We start from the raw sequence: 20,922 nt of genomic DNA on the forward strand, positions 1-20,922 counted from the left end.
ACCGGACTACCTGATCATTTTACCTTTGGCATCCAGTATCATCACGGCAGTAATATCATCGCCAAATATTTCACGGTTATTAAACGTCCACACCACTTTTTTGGCTTTATCGTGTGTTATTTCAATCAACTGAGGGTTTGTTGGCCCGCCATGCGTGTTGCCAAAAACAATGTTCCCGTTAGGTAAAACTTCTATGGAACTTACCCAAAACAATTGGATACCGGGCAGATCATTCCGCTCTACCGACCATACTACTTTGCCAGCCTTGCTCACTTCTATCAGGCGGTTATTGTTGCCTCCGGCGATGAGCGTATTGCCATTTTTTAATCGTACGGCGTGGAAAACATCAGTACCATGGCCGGTATGACCCGGCGTGGCCGGCTGATTATTCAGATCCAGTTTATATTGCCAAACTACTTTGCCGTTCTCATCATACTCGCGCACGGTGCCATCGCTTTGGTGGCAGGCCAGGTAATGGCCACTATCCAGCTTACGGGCAAGGCGGGTTTCCATATGTACATCAGGGTGTTCAATTACATAAGGTATTTCTTTAACGATCTTACCTTCCTTATTCACCTCAATAATGCGGCTGTTACCATTTTCGGATATTACGGTGTTGCCATTATCTAAACGTTGTATTGCGTGAATTTCAATGCGACCTGTATAACCCGCTTTAGGCTGCGAGGTGAATTGCCAAACAACCTGCTTATCAGGCGCCATTTCGGTAACGGTGGTATTGTTTGTGGCGAAAAGGATATTACCGTTAGGCAACATACTGATATCGTGGTTACCAAACTTGCAGGGGGCCTCCCACTCTGTTTTACCATCGACATCCAGTATAACCAAATGGCCCTTATCCTGCCCTAGCAGGCGGTGCTTTACAGTTGTTTGCGCATGCGCGATGCCTGCCGTTAACAGACAGCAGGTGAGAACGTTAAATAGCTTCATAATTGGTGGTTTATCAAAGCTATTTAATATTTTTTTATAAACAAATAGCCCGAGCAGACTTACGAAGTTTTAGAACCTTCGTAAGTCTAACTCCCATTCTGTCCCAGCAGGGTCCTCTGCGAGAGACCCTGCTGGGACTTGGTGAATTTCTGACTCAGGGATACAGCCTACAAAAACGGCGACCAATCATCCGTGCGGAAAGGCGCAGCGGGCAGGCCATCCTGATTGTACAAGTTACCTGCCGGGTTATCGTTCCAGTTGTAGCGCACGGCTACCGGGCGGGCTACCTCGTCGGTACTTACCTCAACGGTATTACCTTTTATAACGGCTTTGGCCCAAACAAATTTATGGTCGGCACCGGCAATGCCGAAGCCTTTCAGTTCTTTGATCTCCATGGTGGTCATTTCGCCGGGGCGTGGCGGACGACCGGCTACCAGGCCTTTGTGTACGTGGTCAAAAGTGATGATTACTTTATTACCAGCAACCCGCATTGATTTATAAGTAGGGCCCGAAGATACCACCTTTTGCTTATAAACATCGTGCTGTGCTACCAGTGCCAAACGCTCACCGGCATCAATTTTACTTGCCGGGTGCACGTCAAAAGCTTCGCCTGCATCAATAATTACAGCCATGCCCGTGTTGGGCAGCGCCAATGTTTTTTGCTGCCCCTCGCGCACCCATGGCCAGTTACCGCTCGACGGCGTTTTACCCGGCGCATGGTAGCCCGGCAATTGCACAAACAGGAAAGGGAAATTACCCTGCCCCCACTTACTGCGCCAGTAACTGATCATACGTGGAAAATGGTCTTTATACTCAACCGCACCTTCCAGGTCATCGCCATTGGTTTCGCCCTGGTACCATAGCACGCCTTTAATGCCATAGCCCACCAAGGGCGATATAATACCATTATAGTTAGTGGTGGGCGCGTTGTAACCACCTAAGGCATCCCATGGCCATTTGGGTTGCGGCACGGCAGGTTTTGGGCTTGGTGGCGCATCTTCCATCCGTTCGCGGGCTGCTTTGGCTTCGGCATCCCATTTCTTTTGTATAGGCTCGAAAGTTTTGCCGTAGCCTTCGTTCCAGGCTTTCATGCTGTCTTGAAATGCTTTCATTCTGGCGGGATAGGTTTTGCTGGCAGCTTCGTAATTATCAACCAGGTATTTATATCGCGCGAGTGGTTTGGCGTAGGCGGGTGCTATTTTCAAGCCTTCTTCGCTTATCCAGCTTTCTACAGGTGTGCCGCCACGGTAGCTGCCTATCATACCCAGCGGTACGCCGGTAGTTTTGCGTATTTGCTGCGCGAAGTAAAAACCCACTGCCGAAAACCCGTGCCAGGCCCATTTCGGGTCGGCCATCATTTCAGGCGATCCTACCAGCCATTTTCCATTCGGCGAACCAGCAGGTGTTTTGGCAATGTCGTCTACAGGCGTTAACGACAGGTTCATCGGCACATAAAAGTAATGTATCTCCGTATCGGTGGCCGTTTTTATGGCTTCCTTTCCATTTTTTTCGGTTTGAATACCAAACTCCATGTTTGATTGGCCCGAGCATAGCCATACATCGCCTACTAAAATATTTTTATAGCTAATGTTGTTGCTTTTGCCTTTTACCTGCATTTCGTACGGTCCGCCAGCTTTGTAGGCGTTTAGCTTAAGCAGCCATTTGCCGTTTGGTGTTGCAACGGTTTTGTAGGTTTTGCCCATGAAGGTTACCTGCACAGCTTCGCCGGCATCGGCCCAGCCGTATACAGGTACTTTCATATCACGTTGCAGCACCATGTTATCGCCAAATATGGCGGGTAATCTTACTTCGGCATGTAGGGTTTTGCCGGCTAGTAGCAAAAGGCATAGCGCGGCGGTGGTAATTCGTTTCAATTTAGGTTGATGTTTAGTGCATAATTCAATCGCCTCCGCAGGGTCCTTTATGAGAGACCCTGCGGACAGATATAATAATATTGGCAAATCAAGACTTTCGACTAAAGCCTAAAATCAATTTATAGGTGCCGACATTGAAGGAGGCGCATCAGCAGCAGCGCTGCCCCAGCTTTTGTTAGGGCGCGGGCCCATTACGAATACTACTTTACCGCCTTTTACAATATCGCCGTTTTTAAGCCAAGGCTTATTTAAAGCGACGCCATTTAGCGTAGCCGATTGTATGTACTTATTTTTTTGCGATACATTTTTAGCTTCAACCACAAAGGTTTTTCCACCACCAACGTTAATGGTAGTTTCATCAAACAGCGGACTACCAATATCAAACACGGTACTGCTTGGGTTTTGCGGGTAGAAACCGATAGAGTTAAAAACATACCAGCTTGAAGTGGCACCGCCGTCCTCATCGCCGCTTATGCCTTGCGGCGTTACGTCATACCAAAGATCCATCAGCATACGCACGCGGCTTTGGGTTTTCCAGGGCTGGCCCGAGTAGTTGTACAGGTAGGGAATGTGATAAGCAGGCTCGTTACCTTGCGTGTACATGCCCACCAAACCCGTCATATCCGGAAACTGTCCCAGGAAAGCCAACTTATCTGCCGGGCCATGGCCTACGGTAAATAGCGAATCAAGCTTTGTGTTAAATTTATCGTTACCACCCATTAGGTTTATCAGGCCCTGCACGTCGTGCTGTACGTGCCAGGTGTAGGTCCACGAGTTGCCTTCGGCGAAATAGCCTTCACCCGCAAATCCGCCGGAAAAACGCGGATCAAAAGGCTCTATCCATTTGCCATCGGCAGATTTTGGGGCCATCATACCTATTGATGGTTTAAACAGGTTGCGGTAATTACCGGCCCGTTTCATAAACAGGTTATAGTCGTCTGTCTTACCTAAGGCTTTGGCCATTTGCGCCAGGCACCAGTCATCATAACAATGCTCTAATGTCACCGAAACCGATTGGCGGCGGTGCCAGCCGTCTACCTCTTTTACGGTTTCTTCAACACCAACTTCGGGCAACCATTTTACGTTGTAAGGCAGGCGGGCGTATTTATCAACTTTCTCGGGTTTACCGGCATCATCTTTAACAGGCAGGGCCGGATAAAAACCTTTTTCAAAATAAGTTTTCTCCAATTCTGTCAAAGGTGCCTGCCCGCCATCTTTCCATGGTATCATGGTAGCTTCCATATGGTTTTTGCGCATACCGGCATAGGCTTTTTCTACATCAAAACCACGTAGGCCTTTTAAGTAGGCTTCTGTAATTACTGCTGTTGAATGATGGCCTATCATAGCCCCCGAACTGGTTAGCCATCCGCTACGCTCATAAGCGTTAATAAAATTGTTAATGGCTTTTACCGATTCTTCGGGTTTGATCATGTCCTGCAAGGCGTAGGCACTACGATAAGTATCCCATACGTTGCCCATGCGCAGGGCACGGGTGCGATACAGGGTGCTGTAAAATATACCGCGCTGGCGTTCGCTGCCTCCTTTTATTTTGATGAGGTTAAGCTCGGCGTTCCAGGCGGCTTTGGTTTTGGCTTTTACCTGGTCAAAGCTTTGCGTACCTATTTCGGCAGTTATTTTCTTTTTGGCATCCTCAACACTGATCGTTGAGTAGCCCACTTTTAGATCAACAGTTTGTACTGAAGGTACATTTTTATAAGTTAGATACAAGCTTACGCCATTGCCTTTAACAATGGTTTGCGGCGAAGTTGTACCATTTTGCGCGGTGCCATATGTGCTTACGGGTTTGCTTAGCTCGGCGTAAAAGTAACGGCGCTCGGCTGTAGCACCTGCATTGTTTCTACCGCGACCACCAAAAGCTGTCGATCCTTTGATCACTTTATAATCGGCAACCTCAATATCGGCACTTGGCTGCAGACTTATCAGCAGGTTATTAGCCTGGCCGCCGGGTAGCGTAAAACGATAGATACAGGTATTGTCGGTTAAAGTGTATTCGGTGTTAATGTCGCTATCTTCTAGCAATGCCTGGTAGTAATATGGGGTGGCTGTTTCCATATCATGATCAAAGTGTGAAGCATTGGCGCGTGGGGTAAAGTTGCTCAGTTCGCCTTTGGTGGCTATGATGCTGCCAAACCCTATCGGGAAGCTGTAGATCTTATCCGCCAGGAAAAAATCCTCAATCTCGGGCGTAAACTGCGGGAAGAAGGTTACGTTACCATTGGGCGTTTTTATAACCGGACCGGTGCTGCGCGTTTTGGGGTTAATGCTGCCAATGTAAAGGTCTACATAGTCAACAGGTGTTTTTACCTGCGCCTGTTTGGCGGCCACCGCTTTAGGTTTTTGCTGCGCGAAAACGGCGCTGCTAAGCATACAGCATGCTAATAGGGTAAGTTTTGTTTTCATGATACAGGTTGCTTGCCGGTTTACAGGCAGGCTTTTAAAATTGGTTTACAAGTACATCAATACTATAAAAATAAAATTACTTATAAAAACCCCGGCGGTAATTGTTTTGATACATTGTTGATAAGCCCTTAAAACCAAACAACAGCCTAAGTGTTAATTAATTGAACATGCCTGCGCCTTTCGCCCAATAAACATTTAAAACAAAAATTTATGTCTTTAAAAAATTCGAAAGCATTCAGCGGTTTTTCTGTGAAGGATATACAGGAGGCCAAAAAGTTTTATACCGAAGTTTTAGGCTTACAAGCCAGTGATGATAACCCCATGGGTATATTGGAGCTTGATGTAAATAGCGGCAGCAAGGTGCTGGTTTACCCTAAACCCAACCACGAGCCGGCAACCTACACCGTGCTAAACTTCCCGGTGCCAAATATTGACGAGGCTGTAGATTGGCTTACCGACAAAGGCGTAAAATTTGAACAATATACCGGCGAGATACAAACCGACGAAAAAGGCATTTGCCGCAGCGACGGTCGCGGCCCCAACATTGCCTGGTTTAAAGATCCGTCGGGGAATATATTTTCGGTGTTGGAGGATGAGGGGTAGTGATTAGAGGTTGGTTGATTAAAGATTAGTTGACCTGGATTGATCTGTCAATCTTAAAGCTAACAATCGCGCTGATTGCTCCGTAGGAGCACCGTGTTTATAGAATTCGATCAAAAAATTAAAGGCTCCGTAGGTGCCCCGTTTATACACGAGGCACCTACGGAGCCTTTTTCCTTGTTGTGTTGCTATAAGCACGTAGCCCCTATGGGGCTTTTAGCGTAGTGGCAAATTAAGCGGCGCGTTACTTGGTGGTCAAAGCCTTTGCACCTTCCTGTATCACCTTCCACGTAGAAGCATCTCCCGCAAAAACAGAATTTAAACCCTGCTCTTCCGTTCCCGGGTCGCAGGTAAAATCAGCGCCGGGTTTCCATATGCTGCCCTTGGGGTTGTTTTTGGCGAAACCGCCCATGCCCCAAAAATTGAGGCCGGCTATAACATCCTTACTTTTTACGCATTGGTCAAACATCAGTTCGTAGTAGCTGTCGCGATTAGCGGTCGGGCTGCCTTGGGCGAACGAATGCCTGTCGCGCGGTAAGCCAAACTCTTCTATCACCAGCGGTTTGTTCAGGCTTTTGGCTATGGCTACGTGTTTGGCAACATATTGCTCGGTATTGTAGGCAATATCCTTCCAGCTTTTAGCTATAGAAGTATCGCGGAACCACGCCCAGTTTTTTGGCCATATGTGGATGGTGAGGTAATCAATATTAGCATCCTTGTGGCTGTTAATATAGCCGTCGGGGTTGTTAGGGTAAGCTATGTCTCCTTCACTGCCGGTAGTTACTAAATGGTTTTTATCCTGGCTTTTAATAAAAGCCGAAATATGCCCTAACCATGCCTGGAAAGCCTGGATGTTGTTAGCTTGCATTGGGCGCGGCTCGTTGGCAATTTCCCAGGCCATAATAGCGCGGTCGTTAGCATAAATGCGGCCGTTAACGGTGTTTTTATGGTTGATGATGATCTTTACAAAATTATCCAGCGCGGTGATGCAGGCATCGCAATTGTAAAATTGAGTGGTATATTTTTGGATCTCTTCCCAGTAGTCTTTACCATCGGTAGTGCCGGGGTTGCCGTAGCCTTTGGTAACGGGCGGCTCGCCGTGGCCGTTCCATTTAAGGTATTGGGTAATGCCGCCGCTCCAGTCCCAGTTATTGGTAAAGTACAGCACAGTTTTCATATCGCGTTTAGCAACTTCGGCCATAAAATAGTCCAGGCTTTGCAGGTATTTTTGGTCTATTTTACCTTGCTCGGGTTGTATAGAATAAGGCACGCGGAACGGATGGGTAGCTTTCCCTTCGGCACCTACAAAAACGCGCAGGTTGGTAACGCCTTTGCCTTTTAAAAAATCAAGCTCCTTAGCCAAACGCTGTTTGCCTGCCGCACCATTAACACCGGCCAGCAGCGCGCCGTACCAGTAGTTGGTACCCGCGTAATAATACGGTCGGCCGTTTATGGTAAACTGCGTGCCCTTAACTTTTACAAAACCCGTTTGTGCAAATGCGGCCATACCCATTAATACTAAACCTATGCTGAAAACTATTTTATGCAATTTCATTACCTGTAAATTTATGTAATAACAAGCCTGTGGCTTATTGTTTTTCCTCATCGGCTTTTAAGCGGCGCACAATCCATGGCAAAGTAAGCCCCTGCCCTATCAGCGTAAACAACACCACCACTACCGAAATAAATATAATAACATGCCGCTGCGGAAATGGCTGCCCGTTGCCTAAATGCGACGGCAAACCTATCGCGATAGCTAAAGAAACAATACCCCGCATACCCGACCAGCTAATAATTAAGCTGTCCTTCAACGTAAACAAAGCTTCCTGCTTAATGCGCGGGTGGCCTTTGGCAAATGCCTTTTCCAGGTTTATGCGTTGTGTAAATACCCGGCTAATACGTATCAGCAAAGCCACCACAGTTATAATAAAAGCGTAGCCGATGTAAGGCAGCACCTGGTCGGGATGAATGCTTTTGATAACGTATGGAAACTGCAGACCGATCAAAATAAATATCAAGCCGTTCAGCAAAAAAATGATCACATCCCAGATGTTTTTGGATTGCTGCTTGAAATGATCCGGGAAGACCTTGCGGCCATAACGTGCTATGGCGAGGCCGAGCATCACCACCGCAATAACCCCCGATACATGCAATTCCTCAGCAATTTGATAAGTAACAAAAGGCATCAGCAACATAAAGCTAATTACCACCAAAGCGTTTTTCCCAACCCACTCTATCACAAACGATAACAACTTACCCATAACCAAACCCACCAGCACGCCACCCGCCATCAGTATCACAAACTCCAGCGATGCTTTCCAGAACACAAAGGCGGTACCTGTAACGGCGGCTACAGCAAAGCGGTAAGCCACCAACGCCGAGGCATCGTTAACCAAACTCTCGCCCTCTAAAATAGTATTGGTACTGTGCGATAAACCCAAACCTTTAGTAATACTCATGGCCGCCACGGCATCCGTTGCTGAAAGTATAGCACCAAGTACAAATGATAAAGGCCAGGTCATGCCCGGAATTAAATAATGCGCTACAACCGCTATGCCCGCCGTGGTAACAAATACCAGCGTTATGGCCAGGGTTGATATGGTATTAAGGTTAGCTTTAAAGGTGTTGAACGATATATTGAAAGCTGCATCATACAACAAAGGCGGCAAAAATATAAGGAATACAATTTCGGGGTTTAGCTCGATATTGGGGATGGACGGGATAAAACCTACCGCTATCCCCGCCGTGATAAGCAGCACCGGGTAGGGCAGTTTGATCTTATCGGCCAATGCTGAAAAGCCGATCATTACGGCCAGTATAAATAAAACTATGCTGTAGTTTTCCAAAATTGTATTGTTTTATTGTTTGGCAGATGTAATAGCCTGCTTGCGTAGCCTACTTAAACTTTGAGGGGCTATACCCAAAAAAGATGCTATTAAATGATTAGGCACACGCTGTTCAATATGCGCGTAGTTTTGCTGAAATTCCCGGTAGCGCTCCAAAGCCGTTTTATCCAATGTTGATTTAATACGTTTGCTGTACGCGATGACCGAGTTGCGGTACAATATCCTGAAATAGATATTCATTTTGGGTACCCGCTCGCACAGCAGCTCAATATCGTCTTTAGTTATTTGGAGCACTTCGGTGGGTTCAAGACAGTCTATGTTGGTTTCGGTGGGTTCGCCGGTAAAAAAGCTGTACAAATCGCCGGCCCACCAGTTTTCGGGACTGATAGAAATGATGTGCTCCTGCCCTTTTTCATCAACGGTATAGCTTCGCGTTAGCCCTTTTATCACAAACACTTCATAACGGGCTACATCCCCCGCCTGCAGCAGATATTGCCTTTTGCGATAGGCCTTATACCTGAAAAGCGATTGCAAAATGGCCACCTCATCGGCGTTAAGCTCCACACCTTTTTTGCTGATATTTTGAATAAGCAGATCCCACATAAGCAAACTAAAATAGCAAAAAACCTTAACATAGGTTAACGTAATTATTAAACCTGTGTGATTGGCCACCCATGCCGCGCGTCGCAACTTTGCGGCAACAAATAATCAATAAAAAATGAAAACATTAATCTTTAAAACAAACAACAGTTATGCTACCCTGGTGCAGCGCGTATTATTAGGCCTGGTAATGTTCCCTCACGGGGCACAAAAAATTTTCGGCTGGTTTGGCGGATACGGCTTTAGCGGCACCATGGGCTTTTTTACCGAAACCATGCACTTACCATGGATCATTGCTCTGCTGGTTATCCTGATCGAGTTTTTTGGGGCGATTGCTTTAATACTGGGTCTGGCTACCCGCCTGTCGGCCCTTGCAATTGCCGGCGTAACGCTGGGTATAGTACTTACATCGCACCTGCAAAACGGCTTTTTTATGAACTGGTACGGCGCGCAAAAAGGCGAAGGCATTGAGTATTTTATACTGATGATAGCGCTTGCCATATCACTAGCCATAAGCGGTGGTGGCAAAGCATCTGTTGACAGGCTTATTGTTAATGAGTAAGTCCCGTCTTTCAGCTATTAATACATCCTCCATCATGAAAAAGTATTTAACCCTTATTGCTATTACAGCATTTGTATTTCAGGCCTGCAAAAAACACGACTCTACACCTACCCCAAATCCTAATGATCCTGCAGGCCAGATAATACACAAAACCCTCAAAGCTGTAGCCAGTTACGACACACCTGCTATTGTTGATATTAATAACGATAATGTAGCTGATTTTATATTCTTTGGCGTAGAGGGCATCGAGAACGACAGGCAGTCGTTATACCTCACTGTATTTTCAAAAGTAGGGGCCGGCAACAGGATAGTTGTGCAAAAGCAGGCTATTGGCAATTTTGGTGGCTTTTGGGTTAACCCGTTTAACACCGGCGATAAGATAAGCGATAATTTATCTGCCACCTTGCGCTGGAATACAGGAACAAACAGCGCCTTTATATTTATAGCCACTTTTACAGGCGCTCAAAAAAACTTTATCGGCCCGTGGATAAGCAAACAACAGGCCTACCTGGGTGTAAAATTTTTAACCGGCGGTAAAACGTATTACGGCTGGATCCGCATTGCGTATACCGAAGGGCAGGAAAAGATAACCGTTGTTGATTACGCCTACTACAACATCCCCGAAAGGGAAATAAATGCCGGGCAGTACTAACAAGTACCGCCTCTTAACATCCCATACCATGAAACACTTACAATTACTTAAAGCATACATCATTACCAAAATCTATAACCTGATGTTTATTGTTACCACGCTGCTTACCGGCTGCGCGGGTAGTACCAACAATTTAACTGTGCCGGTACAACAGCAAATGGTTAAAAGCATCAATTTTATTGATCCTGACAACCCGCTGCTGCATATACTGAATGAGCAGGCTATCAGGCCTGTAAACAAACAAACAGCGCAATTGAATGACGATGTAAAATCCACGTCAAAAATTAATTAAGGTTGCACCTCCCACTACGGCTATCTGAAAGAAAATTGCCATATTGCTACACATTCACAACAACGATACCTTATGGCAACGCAGCAAAAAAAAACATCTACCTTATTAGTTATAGTTGCCTTTGCTATAGTGTACGTGGTGTGGGGTTCAACCTACTTTTTTATACAGATGGCCATACACGGCTTTCCGCCCATGCTGATGGGGGCTGTGAGGTTTTTACTGGCCGGCGGCTTAATGCTGGCCTGGTGCGCCATCAAAGGCGATAAAATATGGAATCTGCGCGATATAAAAACCGCTGCTGTTAGCGGTCTGCTGATGCTTTTTGTGGGCATGGGCATCGTAATATGGGCCGAGCAAAGCATCCCCAGCGCTATGGTAGCTATTATGGTATCAACCAACCCCATCTGGTTTGTACTGCTTGACCGCGCTAATTGGAAAACCAACCTTAAAAGTGTTACTACCATATTGGGTTTAATTGTAGGTTTCGGCGGTGTGTTTATGTTGTTTGGCGAAGCTATTCATAAATCGGTTAACGGTGGCATAAGCAATGAGCAATTGCTGGGATTAATACTACTATTGTTTGGCCCGGGAGCCTGGGCATTGGGTGGTTTGTATTCAAAAAAACAAGGCAGCACAGCTTCCGCAGGTGTAAATACCGCTTGGCAGATGGTGATAGCTGGTATAGCTTATCTCCCTGCATCGGCCTTGCACAACGAGTTTAATGGTTTTGATATAAGCGCCGTGCCTACGCAAGCCTGGCTGGCCATTGGATATTTGGTTTTCTTTGGTTCTATTGTCGCTTTCAGCGCATATGTGTGGCTGCTATCAGTGCGGCCGGCAACGCAGGTGAGCACGCACTCATATGTAAACCCCGTTATAGCGGTGTTGCTTGGCGTTTGTTTTGCCGGTGAGGTAATAACAAATTTACAACTTATAGGATTATTTGTGATATTATTTAGCGTGTTGTTGCTAAATTACAATCAATACGCCAAAAAGGCGGCTACCAAGTAACCCTAAGTACTACCATGACTATTGAAAATGCGCGCTACTGGAAAGAGCATTTAAAGCTGCACCCCCATCCCGAGGGTGGCTATTTCCGCGAGATATTCCGATCCCGGCAGTCTGTATTACGTAACCCGCCAAACGGGGCAAAACAGGCCTGTACCTCTATCCATTATTTATTGGAAGGAAATGATTTTTCGGGTTTCCACCGCATCGCGTCTGATGAGCTATGGTATTTTCATAAAGGATCGCCCTTAAACATATATACTTTGGATGAACAAGGCAATCTAACAACACACGAATTATCTGATCAACCCACCGGCAGCCTTTCGGTCATCGTAGATGCCGGCCTCTGGTTCGCTGCCGAAATACCATCGAGCACGGGCTTTACGCTGGTTAGTTGCGCTGTGGCACCGGGCTTTGAGTTTACAGAGTTTGAGATGGCCAAAAAGCAGGTATTGCTGGCGCGATATCCGCAGCATGAGGCCATTGTAAGTAGGCTATGCAGGCTTTAGTAATATTCTTGTTATCAGCCAATTAAATTCCCTTTTCAGCAAAGCTTATTTTATATTTGTTATAGCACCATCCCATTATAAACATAAATCATTTAAAATATGAAAAAGACCTATTTATTTTCTGCTGTCGCGATAGTAGGTGTACTGTTGTTTGCAGGCTTTAACCGTGCGCCTAAGTCGCCATACGGTTTTGCAATGGGTTCGCCCGAAATTAAATCTATCACTTCGTTAACCTTCGGGCCGTCGGGTGTTTTGTTCCTGGGCGATTCGTACAACGCGTCGGTTATCGCTTTTGATACCAAAGACACTAAGAAACCAGCCACGGTAAAAGCTTACGACGTGCAACACATCGACATTAAAATCGCCGAAGCCCTCGGCACCGCCAAAGAAAACATCAGCATTACTGATGTGGCCGTTAACCCGGTATCAAAAAAACTATACATAGCCGTTAAAAGCGCCGATGGCACCCCTGTACTATTGACACTGAACAACGATAACAAAATAGAAGCGGTTAGCCTAAAAAACATCAACTTCTCAACCGTTGAGTTAAACAACGTACCACCGGCAGATGCTAAAGATCGTCGCGGCCAGCCTTTGCGTATTACCTCTATCTCAGACATGGGTTTCGCCAATGGCAAATTGATGGTGAGCGGTTTATGTAATAAAGAGTTCAGCTCTTCATTCCGCAGCATTAGCTTTCCGTTTACTGCTAAACAGGAAGATGAATCGACTTTAGAGATGTACCACACTTCACATGGCCGTTATGAAACTACCTCGCCTATCCGCACTTTCACCACTACTACTATTGATGGTAAAAACTATTTAGTGGCCAGCTATACATGCACGCCGCTGGTACTGTTCCCGATGGATGAGCTGAAACCTGGCGCCCACGTAAAAGGCCGCACCATTGCCGAAATGGGTAACCAAAACACGCCAAGCGATATGATATGGCTGAACGAAAACAACCAAAGCTACTTGGTAATGGCCAACAGCAACCGCCCGGCAGCCAAAGTGAGTTTGAACGATATTAAACAATTTCAAGGTAGCTTAACCGAGCGCATCCCGGGATCGGGCGGTACGGCATTTGTTAAATTACCTTACGAAAAAGTATTGCAGATTGATAAACTGGATGATGGCAGAGCAGTGGTGATACAAGCCAAAGCTAATGGCGATGTTGATCTTTGGACATCAGATGGTAAGAATATTTAACACTGGTTTTATAAAGAACGCCAGGCTATGCTTTATGTATAGCCTGGTGTTTTTGTTATTGGCCGGCTGTGGTGCCGATAAACAAAGCGCGAAGCAAGTAGAAGTAGTTTACACCAACGGCAAAGCTACAGGCATCAAATTCCCGGCGGATAGTTTGCAGGATATTAAAACGCATCCGCTACGCGTAACCATACCCGAAGGTAGCGACACCGGTATATTAGGCACCTTTACACCCAAAGACGGCTATATACTATTTGAACCTGCCATACCGCTTACGCCGGGGCAAACTTACTCGGTGTTGCAGGCCAATGTGTTTATTTGTAAGGTTACGGTTGAAGTGGGATCGGCGCAGACATCGCCCGAACTGCTGCACATCTATCCCGAAACTGATACTCTCCCCGAGAACACCCTAAAACTTTACCTGCATTTCGCTACGCCCATGCGTACAGGTAACTCGTTGGAGCATGTGTACCTGCTGGATAAGAACCGCGACACCCTGCACCGTGTGTTCCTGAATCTACAACCCGAACTATGGGATACCAGCGGCACCATACTTACCCTATGGATAGACCCCGGCCGCATCAAACGGGACCTGGTGCTTAACCGCGAACTAGGCAATCCCCTTAAAAAAGCGGAAAGTTATCAACTCTTAGTTAAAGCTAATTGGAAAGACAGCCAGGGCACACCCCTCCCCAAAACATACACTAAAAACTTTATTGCCGCGGCGCGGGACGGTATTAACCCGGATATAAACCAATGGACGCTGACCTTACCTAAAACCGGCAGCACTGATGCTTTGACTATTGAATTAGGCGAACCTTTCGATCATTACCTATTACAGGAATCAATTACCATTTTAGGGGCAGATGACAAGCCCGTTGCGGGCACCATTAGCACTGCCAATAGAGACAAAGCATGGCAATTTACCCCTACCCAGCCCTGGGCTTCCCAAAACTACAAACTCCGTGTAGCCGCCCGTTTAGAAGATCTGGCAGGCAATAACCTTAATCGCGTGTTCGATCGCGATATTACCAAAGAGGTTAAAAAAGATAACGCTTACTATGAGCGGGTTTTTATTATCAAATAACAACTATCCGCCAGTATTTACAGCAACACGCCAAATGTCGGGTTGCTTTCGTGTTTTTACAGGAATTTTTCGTGTCGGGCTAATGTCGGCTATAAATACAGGGCTAATATTTGTACTTTGGTGGGCTTACTAATATCATTGCCTTATCAATTTTATGGACTTACAGCAACCGGCCTTAGGTAAAAAAATAGCTAATCTCAGAAAAGCTAAAGGGTTAACACAAGAAGAGCTTGTGGAGCAATGCAACCTCAGTGTGCGCACACTGCAACGCATTGAAGCAGGCGAAGTAATGCCCCGCAGCTATACTATAAAGCTAATATTTACCACCCTGGGCGAAGATGTTTACGGATCAACTTCGCCACAAAAAACCGCGGAGGCCGGTCCCGGCAGGTTACAAAAAATTGGATTTTATGTAATTGATCTTTTCAACTTTAAAACCAACGCAATGAAAAAAGTAAGCATTCTATCTGCATTCACCTTAAGCGTAATAGCTATTGTTTTTAGTGCCTGCTACAGCAGCAAAAAAGCCATGAGCGACCAAAACGAACTGGTAGGCACCTGGCAAATAATGAGCAACGGCCAGCTGGATACCATGTATGGCGGCAAGCCTGGCCAGATAAGGTACAAAGTACTCACGCAATCCATGTTTGTAGTAACCGATATTGAAACCAAACAGAGTTTAATGCATGCCGCCTTCACCGGCTCGTACACGGTAGACGAAGCGCATAAAACTTACTCTGAGTTGGTAGAAACCTCGGGCAATGGCTACCGCCAATATATGAATGGTAAAATAGGGACCTATAATTATAAAATAAAAGACTCGCTATGGTATATTAAGGGTAATGGCTATGATGAGGTCTGGAAGAAGGTGAAATAAGCGTTGCCAGGCTATCCCAACCCTGCACGCCGTGACGGGCCGAGGTTTAAACACAAAAAGCCTCCCGAAATATCGGGAGGCTTTCTTTTTTATATGGTTGAGTTAATGTTTGGCTTAGTTCTCGGCATATACCGGTTTTTTAACACCGCTATCATACGCTTTAAGGTTTTTCTTTAACAGTTTACGCGCAACGTGGATGCGGGTTTTAACTGTACCGATAGGAATAGAAAGATGATCAGCTATTTCATGGTATTTGTGCCCTTCAAAATACATGGTAAATGGTACGTAGTAATCTTCGGGTAAACGGTCCAAAGCGCGTTTAATATCGTCCATCACAAATTTTGATTCGCCTTGGTTTTTGGTTGAGCTGAATACCAGGTTTGGTGATGATATCTCATCGCTTTTGGTAACAAAAGTGCTCATTTTAACAAAACGGCGGTAGTTGTTAATGAACGTGTTTTTCATGATGGTATACAACCATCCTTTTAAATTGGTGCCTTCTTTAAACTTATTGTAATAAGTTATGGCTTTCAACATTGTATCTTGAACAAGGTCGTTAGCATCGTCTGCGTCATGTGTAAAATGTAAGGCGTATGACCTTAGTGAACTTGCTTGACGTAATACCAGGGTGTTAAACTCAATCTTTGTCATCGGTTAAATGTTTTGTACTACCTGATATACAATCCTGATACCACAAAACCGCCGTTAGGCTTGTTTAACCATGTTTTGGTTGACTTATTGATGACAATTTCAACTTAGTGTAATAAATACACTTAAAATTACGTAATTACACTTATCTACAGCTAAATAGGCAAAATTACCATAGCCATAAAAAAAGAAAACAAACCCTTATGAGGCTTGTTTAACAAAATAAAGAGTAGGAATATTTTAATTAATGATATTCACTTCACGTTGTAGGGTGACGCCGAATTTAGTGTGCACACTGTCTATTATTTGCGACGAAAAGTTGTACACTTCTGCACCCGTGGCACCGCCATGGTTCACCAAAACCAAGGCCTGGTTTTTCCATGTTCCGGTATTTCCAACCACTTTACCCTTCCAGCCGCATTGCTCAATTAACCAGCCCGCGGCCAGTTTTACCAAACCTTCGCCTGCCGGATAGTTTACCACGTCTGGAAATTTAGCATGCAGTGGCTCAAACCCTTCGGCGGTAATAACTGGGTTTTTAAAAAAGCTACCGGCGTTGCCGATGGTTGATGGATCGGGCAGTTTAGCTACGCGGATGTGCGAAACCACTTCAGACACGTCTTTAATAGTAGGCTCGGTAATACCTCGTTTGGCTAATTCGTCGCCTATGGCGCCATAACTTAACTTTAGGTTTGGCAATAATGATAGATGAAATTTTACGGAGGTAATAATATACTGCCCCTTCAATTCATCCTTAAACACACTTTCGCGATAACCAAAATTGCAATCGGCTTTGCTAAACGTGCGGAAGGTGCCGGTGGCTATCTCAAAAGCCTTGCAGCTTTCAAACACATCTTTCAACTCCACACCGTAAGCGCCAATGTTTTGTATGGGCGATGCGCCTACCGAGCCGGGTATGAGGCTCAGGTTCTCCAATCCGGCATAGCCGTGCTGCACGGCATGGTTCACTAAGTCATTCCATACCTCGCCGGCACCGGCTTCTACAAATACATCGTTATGGCTTATGCGATGCTCAATACCACGTATATTAAGGCGGATAACCAGTCCCTCAAAATCTTTTATCAGCAGCATATTACTGCCGCCACCCATTACCAGGCGCGGCTGGTCTATCCACTGCGTGTCCATAAATAGCTCCGCCAGGTCGTCTTCGTGATTAATTTCCACAAAGTAGCGAGCATTCACATCAACCCCAAAGGTGTTAAAATTTTTAAGCGAGACGTTTTCCTGTATTTGTAGCATGGCGCAAATTTAGCTTATTTTTTGATGGTTCATAGTTAATGGTTGATAGATGACCGGACGTACCGAACCGTTAAATTATTATTGCAGCATAAATAATGTTCGCTATATTCATGCCCATAATAACACTAAACCTTACATGAAAAGAAGTACCATAGCCATCATATTGTTTATGCTGATAGCGCCAAATTGTGGTGCGCAGGATTTCAGGGCAAACTTTCGCGAACTTTTTGCTAAAAAAGATACTACGGGCCAGCTGCGTGTTTTGCAACAATGGGAGAAAAGCTCGGCAAACGATCCTGACCTATATATATCATATTTTAACTACTACTTCGTTAAAAGCAAAAAAGAAATACTGAATTTAAGCACCACGCAAACCGGCGAAAAATCTATTGTTATTAACGACCCTAAGACTAAAAAGCCGGTGGCTTATATAAACGATGGGGGTATATCCTACCAGGTAAAACAAATTGATAGCGGTTTTAACTACATCCATAAAGGCATTGAAAACTTCCCGGCAAGGCTTGATATGCGTTTTGGCGAAGTATACGCGCTTGGAGTAATTAAGGAGTATAACTTGTTTACAAAGCGTATTGTGGCGGTAATTGAGCAATCGCAAATAAATAGCTACCAATGGACATGGAGTGACGGCAAGGCAATACCTGAACCCAAAAAATTCATGCTATCTGCCCTGCAGGATTACATAGGCCAGTTATTTAACGCGGGCGACGAGCAGTTAGATAACATGCGTACTGTAGCGCAAACTATTTTAAAGTACGACCCTGATAATGTTGAGAATTTATCAAACCTGGCTATCACTTACCTGCTTAAGGCCGATTACAGCAACGCGCTGATACCTTTGCTTAAAGCAGAAAAACTTGCGCCTACAGATGGCATTGTATTAAATAACATAGCGATGTGTTATTACAATAGTAAGGATAAGCCAAATGCTATTAAATATTTTAAACTCGCCGAAAAACATGGCGAGGAGAGTACAAAACTCAATGCTCAAAAACGTTTAAAAGAACTGGGTAATTAATTGCGTTAATAAAACCCTGATAATGGGTAACAACTTGCGGCAATATTCATCAGTAAAATGGTCCATAGTCTGCTCTGCGCTACCCAAACGGTATGTGGACTATTGACTATGGACCATCGACTATGGACTATCCCCCCCCTCCTCAAACGTTTGCGTACTTTTTAACAATCAGATATCATTTTTCGTCTTATTTAATTGATATTTGATTTTAGCTGTGCACTACAGCTTGAACCAGTTATAACGTTTCAAAAAAAATTATTTAGCAGTGAAGAAAAACCTCCTCATTTTGTTCTTGCTGTCGCTTTGCATTAACGCGCGCGCACAAACTTTTTCTATAGCCAAAGGCTGGAAAATTAACATTGGTGATGATATGCAATGGGCCAAACCTGATTTTGATGACAAAGGATGGAAAAATGCCGATATCACCAAGGCATGGGAAGACTTAGGCTATCCGGGGCATGATGGTTTTGGCTGGTATCGCCTGCATACGGTTATCCCGTCATCGTTAAAAGAAAAAGCTTATTTAAAAGATAGCGTGGTAATAAACCTGGCCAGCGTTGACGATAATGACGAGATATACCTTAACGGCAAACTGATAGCTAAATACGGCGGTCATAGCGGTACAATAAAAAACGGGCATTACGGTCCGCGCAGCTATACCATCAGCGCTAAGGATCCAGCTATTTTGTGGGATAAAGAAAACGTGTTTGCCATCCGCATTTTTGATACAGGCGGGGCGGGCGGTATTTATGGTACCGATTTTCACCTGGTAATGGCGGATGTAATGCGCAACGCCATTATTGATACCGAAGGTGATTTTGCCTTTGGCGAAAAAAACACGCTGGGCAAAGAGATCAGGTTAGTAACCAAAGGTTCATACAACTACAAAGGCACCTTCAGCATAAAAGTTACCGACCCGGAAACAGGTGCCGTGGTTTTCAACAAACCATCACTTGCGGCAGATTTCAGCAACGGTAAAGTGTTTAAGTACTGGTTGCAATTCCCGGCCCCTGCAAAAAAATCATACCATATCACTTACAAATTTTTTGATGCAAAATCGGGCAAGAGTATAGTTAAGAATCAAACTACGCCTTATATCCTTACGCCTGCAGTAGCCAAAACTCCTAAAATTAACGGTGCTGCTATATTGGGCGCAAGGCCGGGCAAACCTGTAATATACCTGATCCCGGCTACCGGGCAGAAACCCTTAACCTACAAAGCCAGCGGCTTGCCTGAGGGTTTAAGTTTAGATACCAAAACGGGTATTATTACCGGCACTGTATCCGCTAAAGGCAATTATGCGGTAACCTTTACCGCAACTAACAAACTGGGCAGCGCAACCAAAAAATTCACTTTTGTCATAGGCGATGTAATTGGCCTTACCCCCGCGCTGGGCTGGAACAGCTGGAACGCTTTCGGCCTGAGTGTTGATGATGAAAGAGTGCGCGTAGCCGCCCGCGAAATGTCGGGCAAACTAGCCGCGCACGGTTGGAACTACGTGAACATTGACGATGGCTGGGAAGCCGAAGAACGCGCAGCAGACGGTAAAATAGTAACCAACAACAAATTCCCGGATATGAAGGGAACTACCGATTATGTGCACAGCCTTGGCCTGCGTATGGGTATTTACTCGTCGCCGGGCCCGCGTACCTGCGGCGGTTACCTGGGCAGCTGGCAGCACGAAGATCAGGATGCCCAAACCTATGCCGACTGGGGTATTGACTACCTGAAATACGACTGGTGCTCATACAGCCAGATCGCCCCACGCCCCGACCTGGCCGCTATGAAAAAACCTTACGAGGTAATGCGCCAATCGCTACAAAAAACAAACCGTGATATTTTATACAGCTTTTGCCAATACGGCATGGGCAATGTATGGACCTGGGGCGCCGAAACAGGCGGTAACAGCTGGCGCACAACCGGCGATATTGAAGATACCTGGGAAAGCATGTACCGCATAGGTTTCGCGCAGGATAAAGCCGCGCCATATGCCGGTCCGGGGCACTTTAATGATCCGGATATGTTGATTGTGGGTAAAGTTGGCTGGGGCCCGCGCCTGCACAATACCCGCTTAACTTATGATGAGCAGTACACCCATATTAGCTTGTGGAGCCTGCTGGCATCGCCGTTATTAATTGGTTGCGACATGGGTAGCCTTGACCGCTTTACGCTTAGCCTGCTTACCAACGACGAAGTACTGGCCATAAACCAGGACGAGCTAGGCAAAAGCGCCCGCCAATACATCAAAAACGACACCTACCAGATTTGGGTTAAGGAGTTGAAAGACGGCAGCAAAGCCATCGGCTTGTTTAACATGACGGATAAATATCAGTCTATCAGCCTGCCAAAAACTGACGCGGCACTTAAAGGTTACAGCACTTACCGCGATGCATGGCGCCAGCACGCTGTTGCCAGTGTGGGCGGCAAAGTAGCACCACATGGTGTGTTATTAATAACTGTACGTAAATAATAAACTATATATCAAACCTCAAA

The 20,922-nt window shown here is 45.6% G+C and carries 19 protein-coding genes; 11 read left to right on the forward strand and 8 right to left on the reverse strand.

What is annotated here, in order from left to right; translation table 11 throughout:
* Nucleotides 1-6: 6 nt before the first annotated feature.
* From AC59JT_RS12340 to AC59JT_RS12350, 3 genes are all read right to left on the reverse strand, one after another.
* Complete coding sequence (locus AC59JT_RS12340; protein WP_497399216.1) at nucleotides 7-948, reverse strand: outer membrane protein assembly factor BamB family protein; 942 nt, start codon at nucleotides 946-948, stop codon at nucleotides 7-9.
* A 167-nt stretch (nucleotides 949-1,115) separates the two neighbouring features.
* Nucleotides 1,116-2,822 carry a sialate O-acetylesterase gene (locus tag AC59JT_RS12345; RefSeq protein ID WP_497399218.1) on the reverse strand — a complete coding sequence of 569 codons (1,707 nt, stop codon included), beginning with the start codon at nucleotides 2,820-2,822 and terminating at the stop codon, nucleotides 1,116-1,118.
* A gap of 114 nt (nucleotides 2,823-2,936) precedes the next feature.
* The gene (locus AC59JT_RS12350) at nucleotides 2,937-5,243 is read right to left on the reverse strand and encodes a GH92 family glycosyl hydrolase (protein ID WP_497399220.1); all 2,307 of its coding nucleotides are present in this window, start codon (nucleotides 5,241-5,243) and stop codon (nucleotides 2,937-2,939) included.
* Between the two features lie 210 nt (nucleotides 5,244-5,453).
* Here AC59JT_RS12350 and AC59JT_RS12355 point away from each other — a divergent pair, with 210 nt between their 5' ends.
* On the forward strand, nucleotides 5,454-5,846 hold the full coding sequence (locus tag AC59JT_RS12355; protein WP_497399222.1) for a VOC family protein: 393 nt from the start codon (nucleotides 5,454-5,456) through the stop codon (nucleotides 5,844-5,846).
* Between the two features lie 241 nt (nucleotides 5,847-6,087).
* Here the strand turns inward: AC59JT_RS12355 and AC59JT_RS12360 are convergent, their stop codons facing one another.
* From AC59JT_RS12360 to AC59JT_RS12370, 3 genes are read right to left on the reverse strand one after another with little or no spacing between them, the layout of a single operon-like run.
* Nucleotides 6,088-7,398, reverse strand: coding sequence for a glycoside hydrolase 5 family protein (locus AC59JT_RS12360; RefSeq protein ID WP_497399224.1), 1,311 nt, complete (start codon nucleotides 7,396-7,398; stop codon nucleotides 6,088-6,090).
* A gap of 34 nt (nucleotides 7,399-7,432) precedes the next feature.
* Nucleotides 7,433-8,689 carry a Na+/H+ antiporter gene (locus tag AC59JT_RS12365; protein ID WP_497399226.1) on the reverse strand — a complete coding sequence of 419 codons (1,257 nt, stop codon included), beginning with the start codon at nucleotides 8,687-8,689 and terminating at the stop codon, nucleotides 7,433-7,435.
* A gap of 12 nt (nucleotides 8,690-8,701) precedes the next feature.
* The gene (locus AC59JT_RS12370; RefSeq protein ID WP_497399228.1) at nucleotides 8,702-9,292 is read right to left on the reverse strand and encodes a Crp/Fnr family transcriptional regulator; all 591 of its coding nucleotides are present in this window, start codon (nucleotides 9,290-9,292) and stop codon (nucleotides 8,702-8,704) included.
* A gap of 115 nt (nucleotides 9,293-9,407) precedes the next feature.
* On the opposite strand from AC59JT_RS12370, the gene AC59JT_RS12375 reads away from it, so the two are divergent.
* From AC59JT_RS12375 to AC59JT_RS12410, 8 genes are all read left to right on the forward strand, one after another.
* On the forward strand, nucleotides 9,408-9,851 hold the full coding sequence (locus AC59JT_RS12375; protein ID WP_497399230.1) for a DoxX family protein: 444 nt from the start codon (nucleotides 9,408-9,410) through the stop codon (nucleotides 9,849-9,851).
* 34 nt (nucleotides 9,852-9,885) lie between these two features.
* Nucleotides 9,886-10,503: a hypothetical protein gene (locus AC59JT_RS12380; protein ID WP_497399232.1), complete on the forward strand. Its 618-nt coding sequence runs from the start codon at nucleotides 9,886-9,888 to the stop codon at nucleotides 10,501-10,503.
* Nucleotides 10,504-10,531: 28 nt separating this feature from the next.
* Complete coding sequence (locus AC59JT_RS12385; protein WP_497399234.1) at nucleotides 10,532-10,795, forward strand: hypothetical protein; 264 nt, start codon at nucleotides 10,532-10,534, stop codon at nucleotides 10,793-10,795.
* 72 nt (nucleotides 10,796-10,867) lie between these two features.
* Nucleotides 10,868-11,806 (forward strand): EamA family transporter, encoded by a 939-nt coding sequence (locus tag AC59JT_RS12390; RefSeq protein ID WP_497399236.1) that lies wholly within the window; start codon nucleotides 10,868-10,870, stop codon nucleotides 11,804-11,806.
* 14 nt (nucleotides 11,807-11,820) lie between these two features.
* On the forward strand, nucleotides 11,821-12,312 hold the full coding sequence (locus tag AC59JT_RS12395; RefSeq protein WP_497399238.1) for a cupin domain-containing protein: 492 nt from the start codon (nucleotides 11,821-11,823) through the stop codon (nucleotides 12,310-12,312).
* 99 nt (nucleotides 12,313-12,411) lie between these two features.
* The gene (locus tag AC59JT_RS12400) at nucleotides 12,412-13,521 is read left to right on the forward strand and encodes a hypothetical protein (protein ID WP_497399240.1); all 1,110 of its coding nucleotides are present in this window, start codon (nucleotides 12,412-12,414) and stop codon (nucleotides 13,519-13,521) included.
* Nucleotides 13,505-14,608: a hypothetical protein gene (locus AC59JT_RS12405; protein WP_497399242.1), complete on the forward strand. Its 1,104-nt coding sequence runs from the start codon at nucleotides 13,505-13,507 to the stop codon at nucleotides 14,606-14,608. The genes AC59JT_RS12400 and AC59JT_RS12405 overlap by 17 nt, the downstream gene beginning before the upstream one ends.
* A 154-nt stretch (nucleotides 14,609-14,762) precedes the next feature.
* Nucleotides 14,763-15,485, forward strand: coding sequence for a helix-turn-helix domain-containing protein (locus tag AC59JT_RS12410; RefSeq protein ID WP_497399243.1), 723 nt, complete (start codon nucleotides 14,763-14,765; stop codon nucleotides 15,483-15,485).
* 114 nt (nucleotides 15,486-15,599) lie between these two features.
* Here AC59JT_RS12410 and AC59JT_RS12415 read toward each other — a convergent pair whose 3' ends face one another.
* Entirely contained in the window at nucleotides 15,600-16,136 is a 537-nt protein-coding gene (locus AC59JT_RS12415; RefSeq protein WP_497399245.1) for an RNA polymerase sigma factor, read from the reverse strand.
* 237 nt (nucleotides 16,137-16,373) lie between these two features.
* Nucleotides 16,374-17,393, reverse strand: coding sequence for a UDP-N-acetylmuramate dehydrogenase (murB, locus tag AC59JT_RS12420; RefSeq protein ID WP_497399247.1), 1,020 nt, complete (start codon nucleotides 17,391-17,393; stop codon nucleotides 16,374-16,376).
* A 136-nt stretch (nucleotides 17,394-17,529) separates the two neighbouring features.
* Between murB and AC59JT_RS12425 the strand changes: the two genes are divergently transcribed.
* Both AC59JT_RS12425 and AC59JT_RS12430 read left to right on the forward strand, forming a co-directional pair.
* The gene (locus tag AC59JT_RS12425) at nucleotides 17,530-18,429 is read left to right on the forward strand and encodes a tetratricopeptide repeat protein (protein ID WP_497399249.1); all 900 of its coding nucleotides are present in this window, start codon (nucleotides 17,530-17,532) and stop codon (nucleotides 18,427-18,429) included.
* A gap of 265 nt (nucleotides 18,430-18,694) precedes the next feature.
* Complete coding sequence (locus AC59JT_RS12430; RefSeq protein ID WP_497399250.1) at nucleotides 18,695-20,899, forward strand: putative Ig domain-containing protein; 2,205 nt, start codon at nucleotides 18,695-18,697, stop codon at nucleotides 20,897-20,899.
* The last annotated feature ends 23 nt before the right edge of the window (nucleotides 20,900-20,922 follow it).

Source organism: Mucilaginibacter sp. A3364 (assembly GCF_059690715.1).

Bases quoted from the DNA above. Each gene is read 5' to 3' on its own strand.
- AC59JT_RS12340 (WP_497399216.1), bottom strand. From the start codon at position 948: ATGAAGCTATTTAACGTTCTCACCTGCTGTCTGTTAACGGCAGGCATC.
- AC59JT_RS12350 (WP_497399220.1), bottom strand. From the start codon at position 5,243: ATGAAAACAAAACTTACCCTATTAGCATGCTGTATGCTTAGCAGCGCC.
- AC59JT_RS12355 (WP_497399222.1), top strand. From the start codon at position 5,454: ATGTCTTTAAAAAATTCGAAAGCATTCAGCGGTTTTTCTGTGAAGGAT.
- AC59JT_RS12360 (WP_497399224.1), bottom strand. From the start codon at position 7,398: ATGAAATTGCATAAAATAGTTTTCAGCATAGGTTTAGTATTAATGGGT.
- AC59JT_RS12370 (WP_497399228.1), bottom strand. From the start codon at position 9,292: ATGTGGGATCTGCTTATTCAAAATATCAGCAAAAAAGGTGTGGAGCTT.
- AC59JT_RS12375 (WP_497399230.1), top strand. From the start codon at position 9,408: ATGAAAACATTAATCTTTAAAACAAACAACAGTTATGCTACCCTGGTG.
- AC59JT_RS12380 (WP_497399232.1), top strand. From the start codon at position 9,886: ATGAAAAAGTATTTAACCCTTATTGCTATTACAGCATTTGTATTTCAG.
- AC59JT_RS12385 (WP_497399234.1), top strand. From the start codon at position 10,532: ATGAAACACTTACAATTACTTAAAGCATACATCATTACCAAAATCTAT.
- AC59JT_RS12390 (WP_497399236.1), top strand. From the start codon at position 10,868: ATGGCAACGCAGCAAAAAAAAACATCTACCTTATTAGTTATAGTTGCC.
- AC59JT_RS12395 (WP_497399238.1), top strand. From the start codon at position 11,821: ATGACTATTGAAAATGCGCGCTACTGGAAAGAGCATTTAAAGCTGCAC.
- AC59JT_RS12400 (WP_497399240.1), top strand. From the start codon at position 12,412: ATGAAAAAGACCTATTTATTTTCTGCTGTCGCGATAGTAGGTGTACTG.
- AC59JT_RS12405 (WP_497399242.1), top strand. From the start codon at position 13,505: ATGGTAAGAATATTTAACACTGGTTTTATAAAGAACGCCAGGCTATGC.
- AC59JT_RS12410 (WP_497399243.1), top strand. From the start codon at position 14,763: ATGGACTTACAGCAACCGGCCTTAGGTAAAAAAATAGCTAATCTCAGA.
- AC59JT_RS12415 (WP_497399245.1), bottom strand. From the start codon at position 16,136: ATGACAAAGATTGAGTTTAACACCCTGGTATTACGTCAAGCAAGTTCA.
- murB (WP_497399247.1), bottom strand. From the start codon at position 17,393: ATGCTACAAATACAGGAAAACGTCTCGCTTAAAAATTTTAACACCTTT.
- AC59JT_RS12425 (WP_497399249.1), top strand. From the start codon at position 17,530: ATGAAAAGAAGTACCATAGCCATCATATTGTTTATGCTGATAGCGCCA.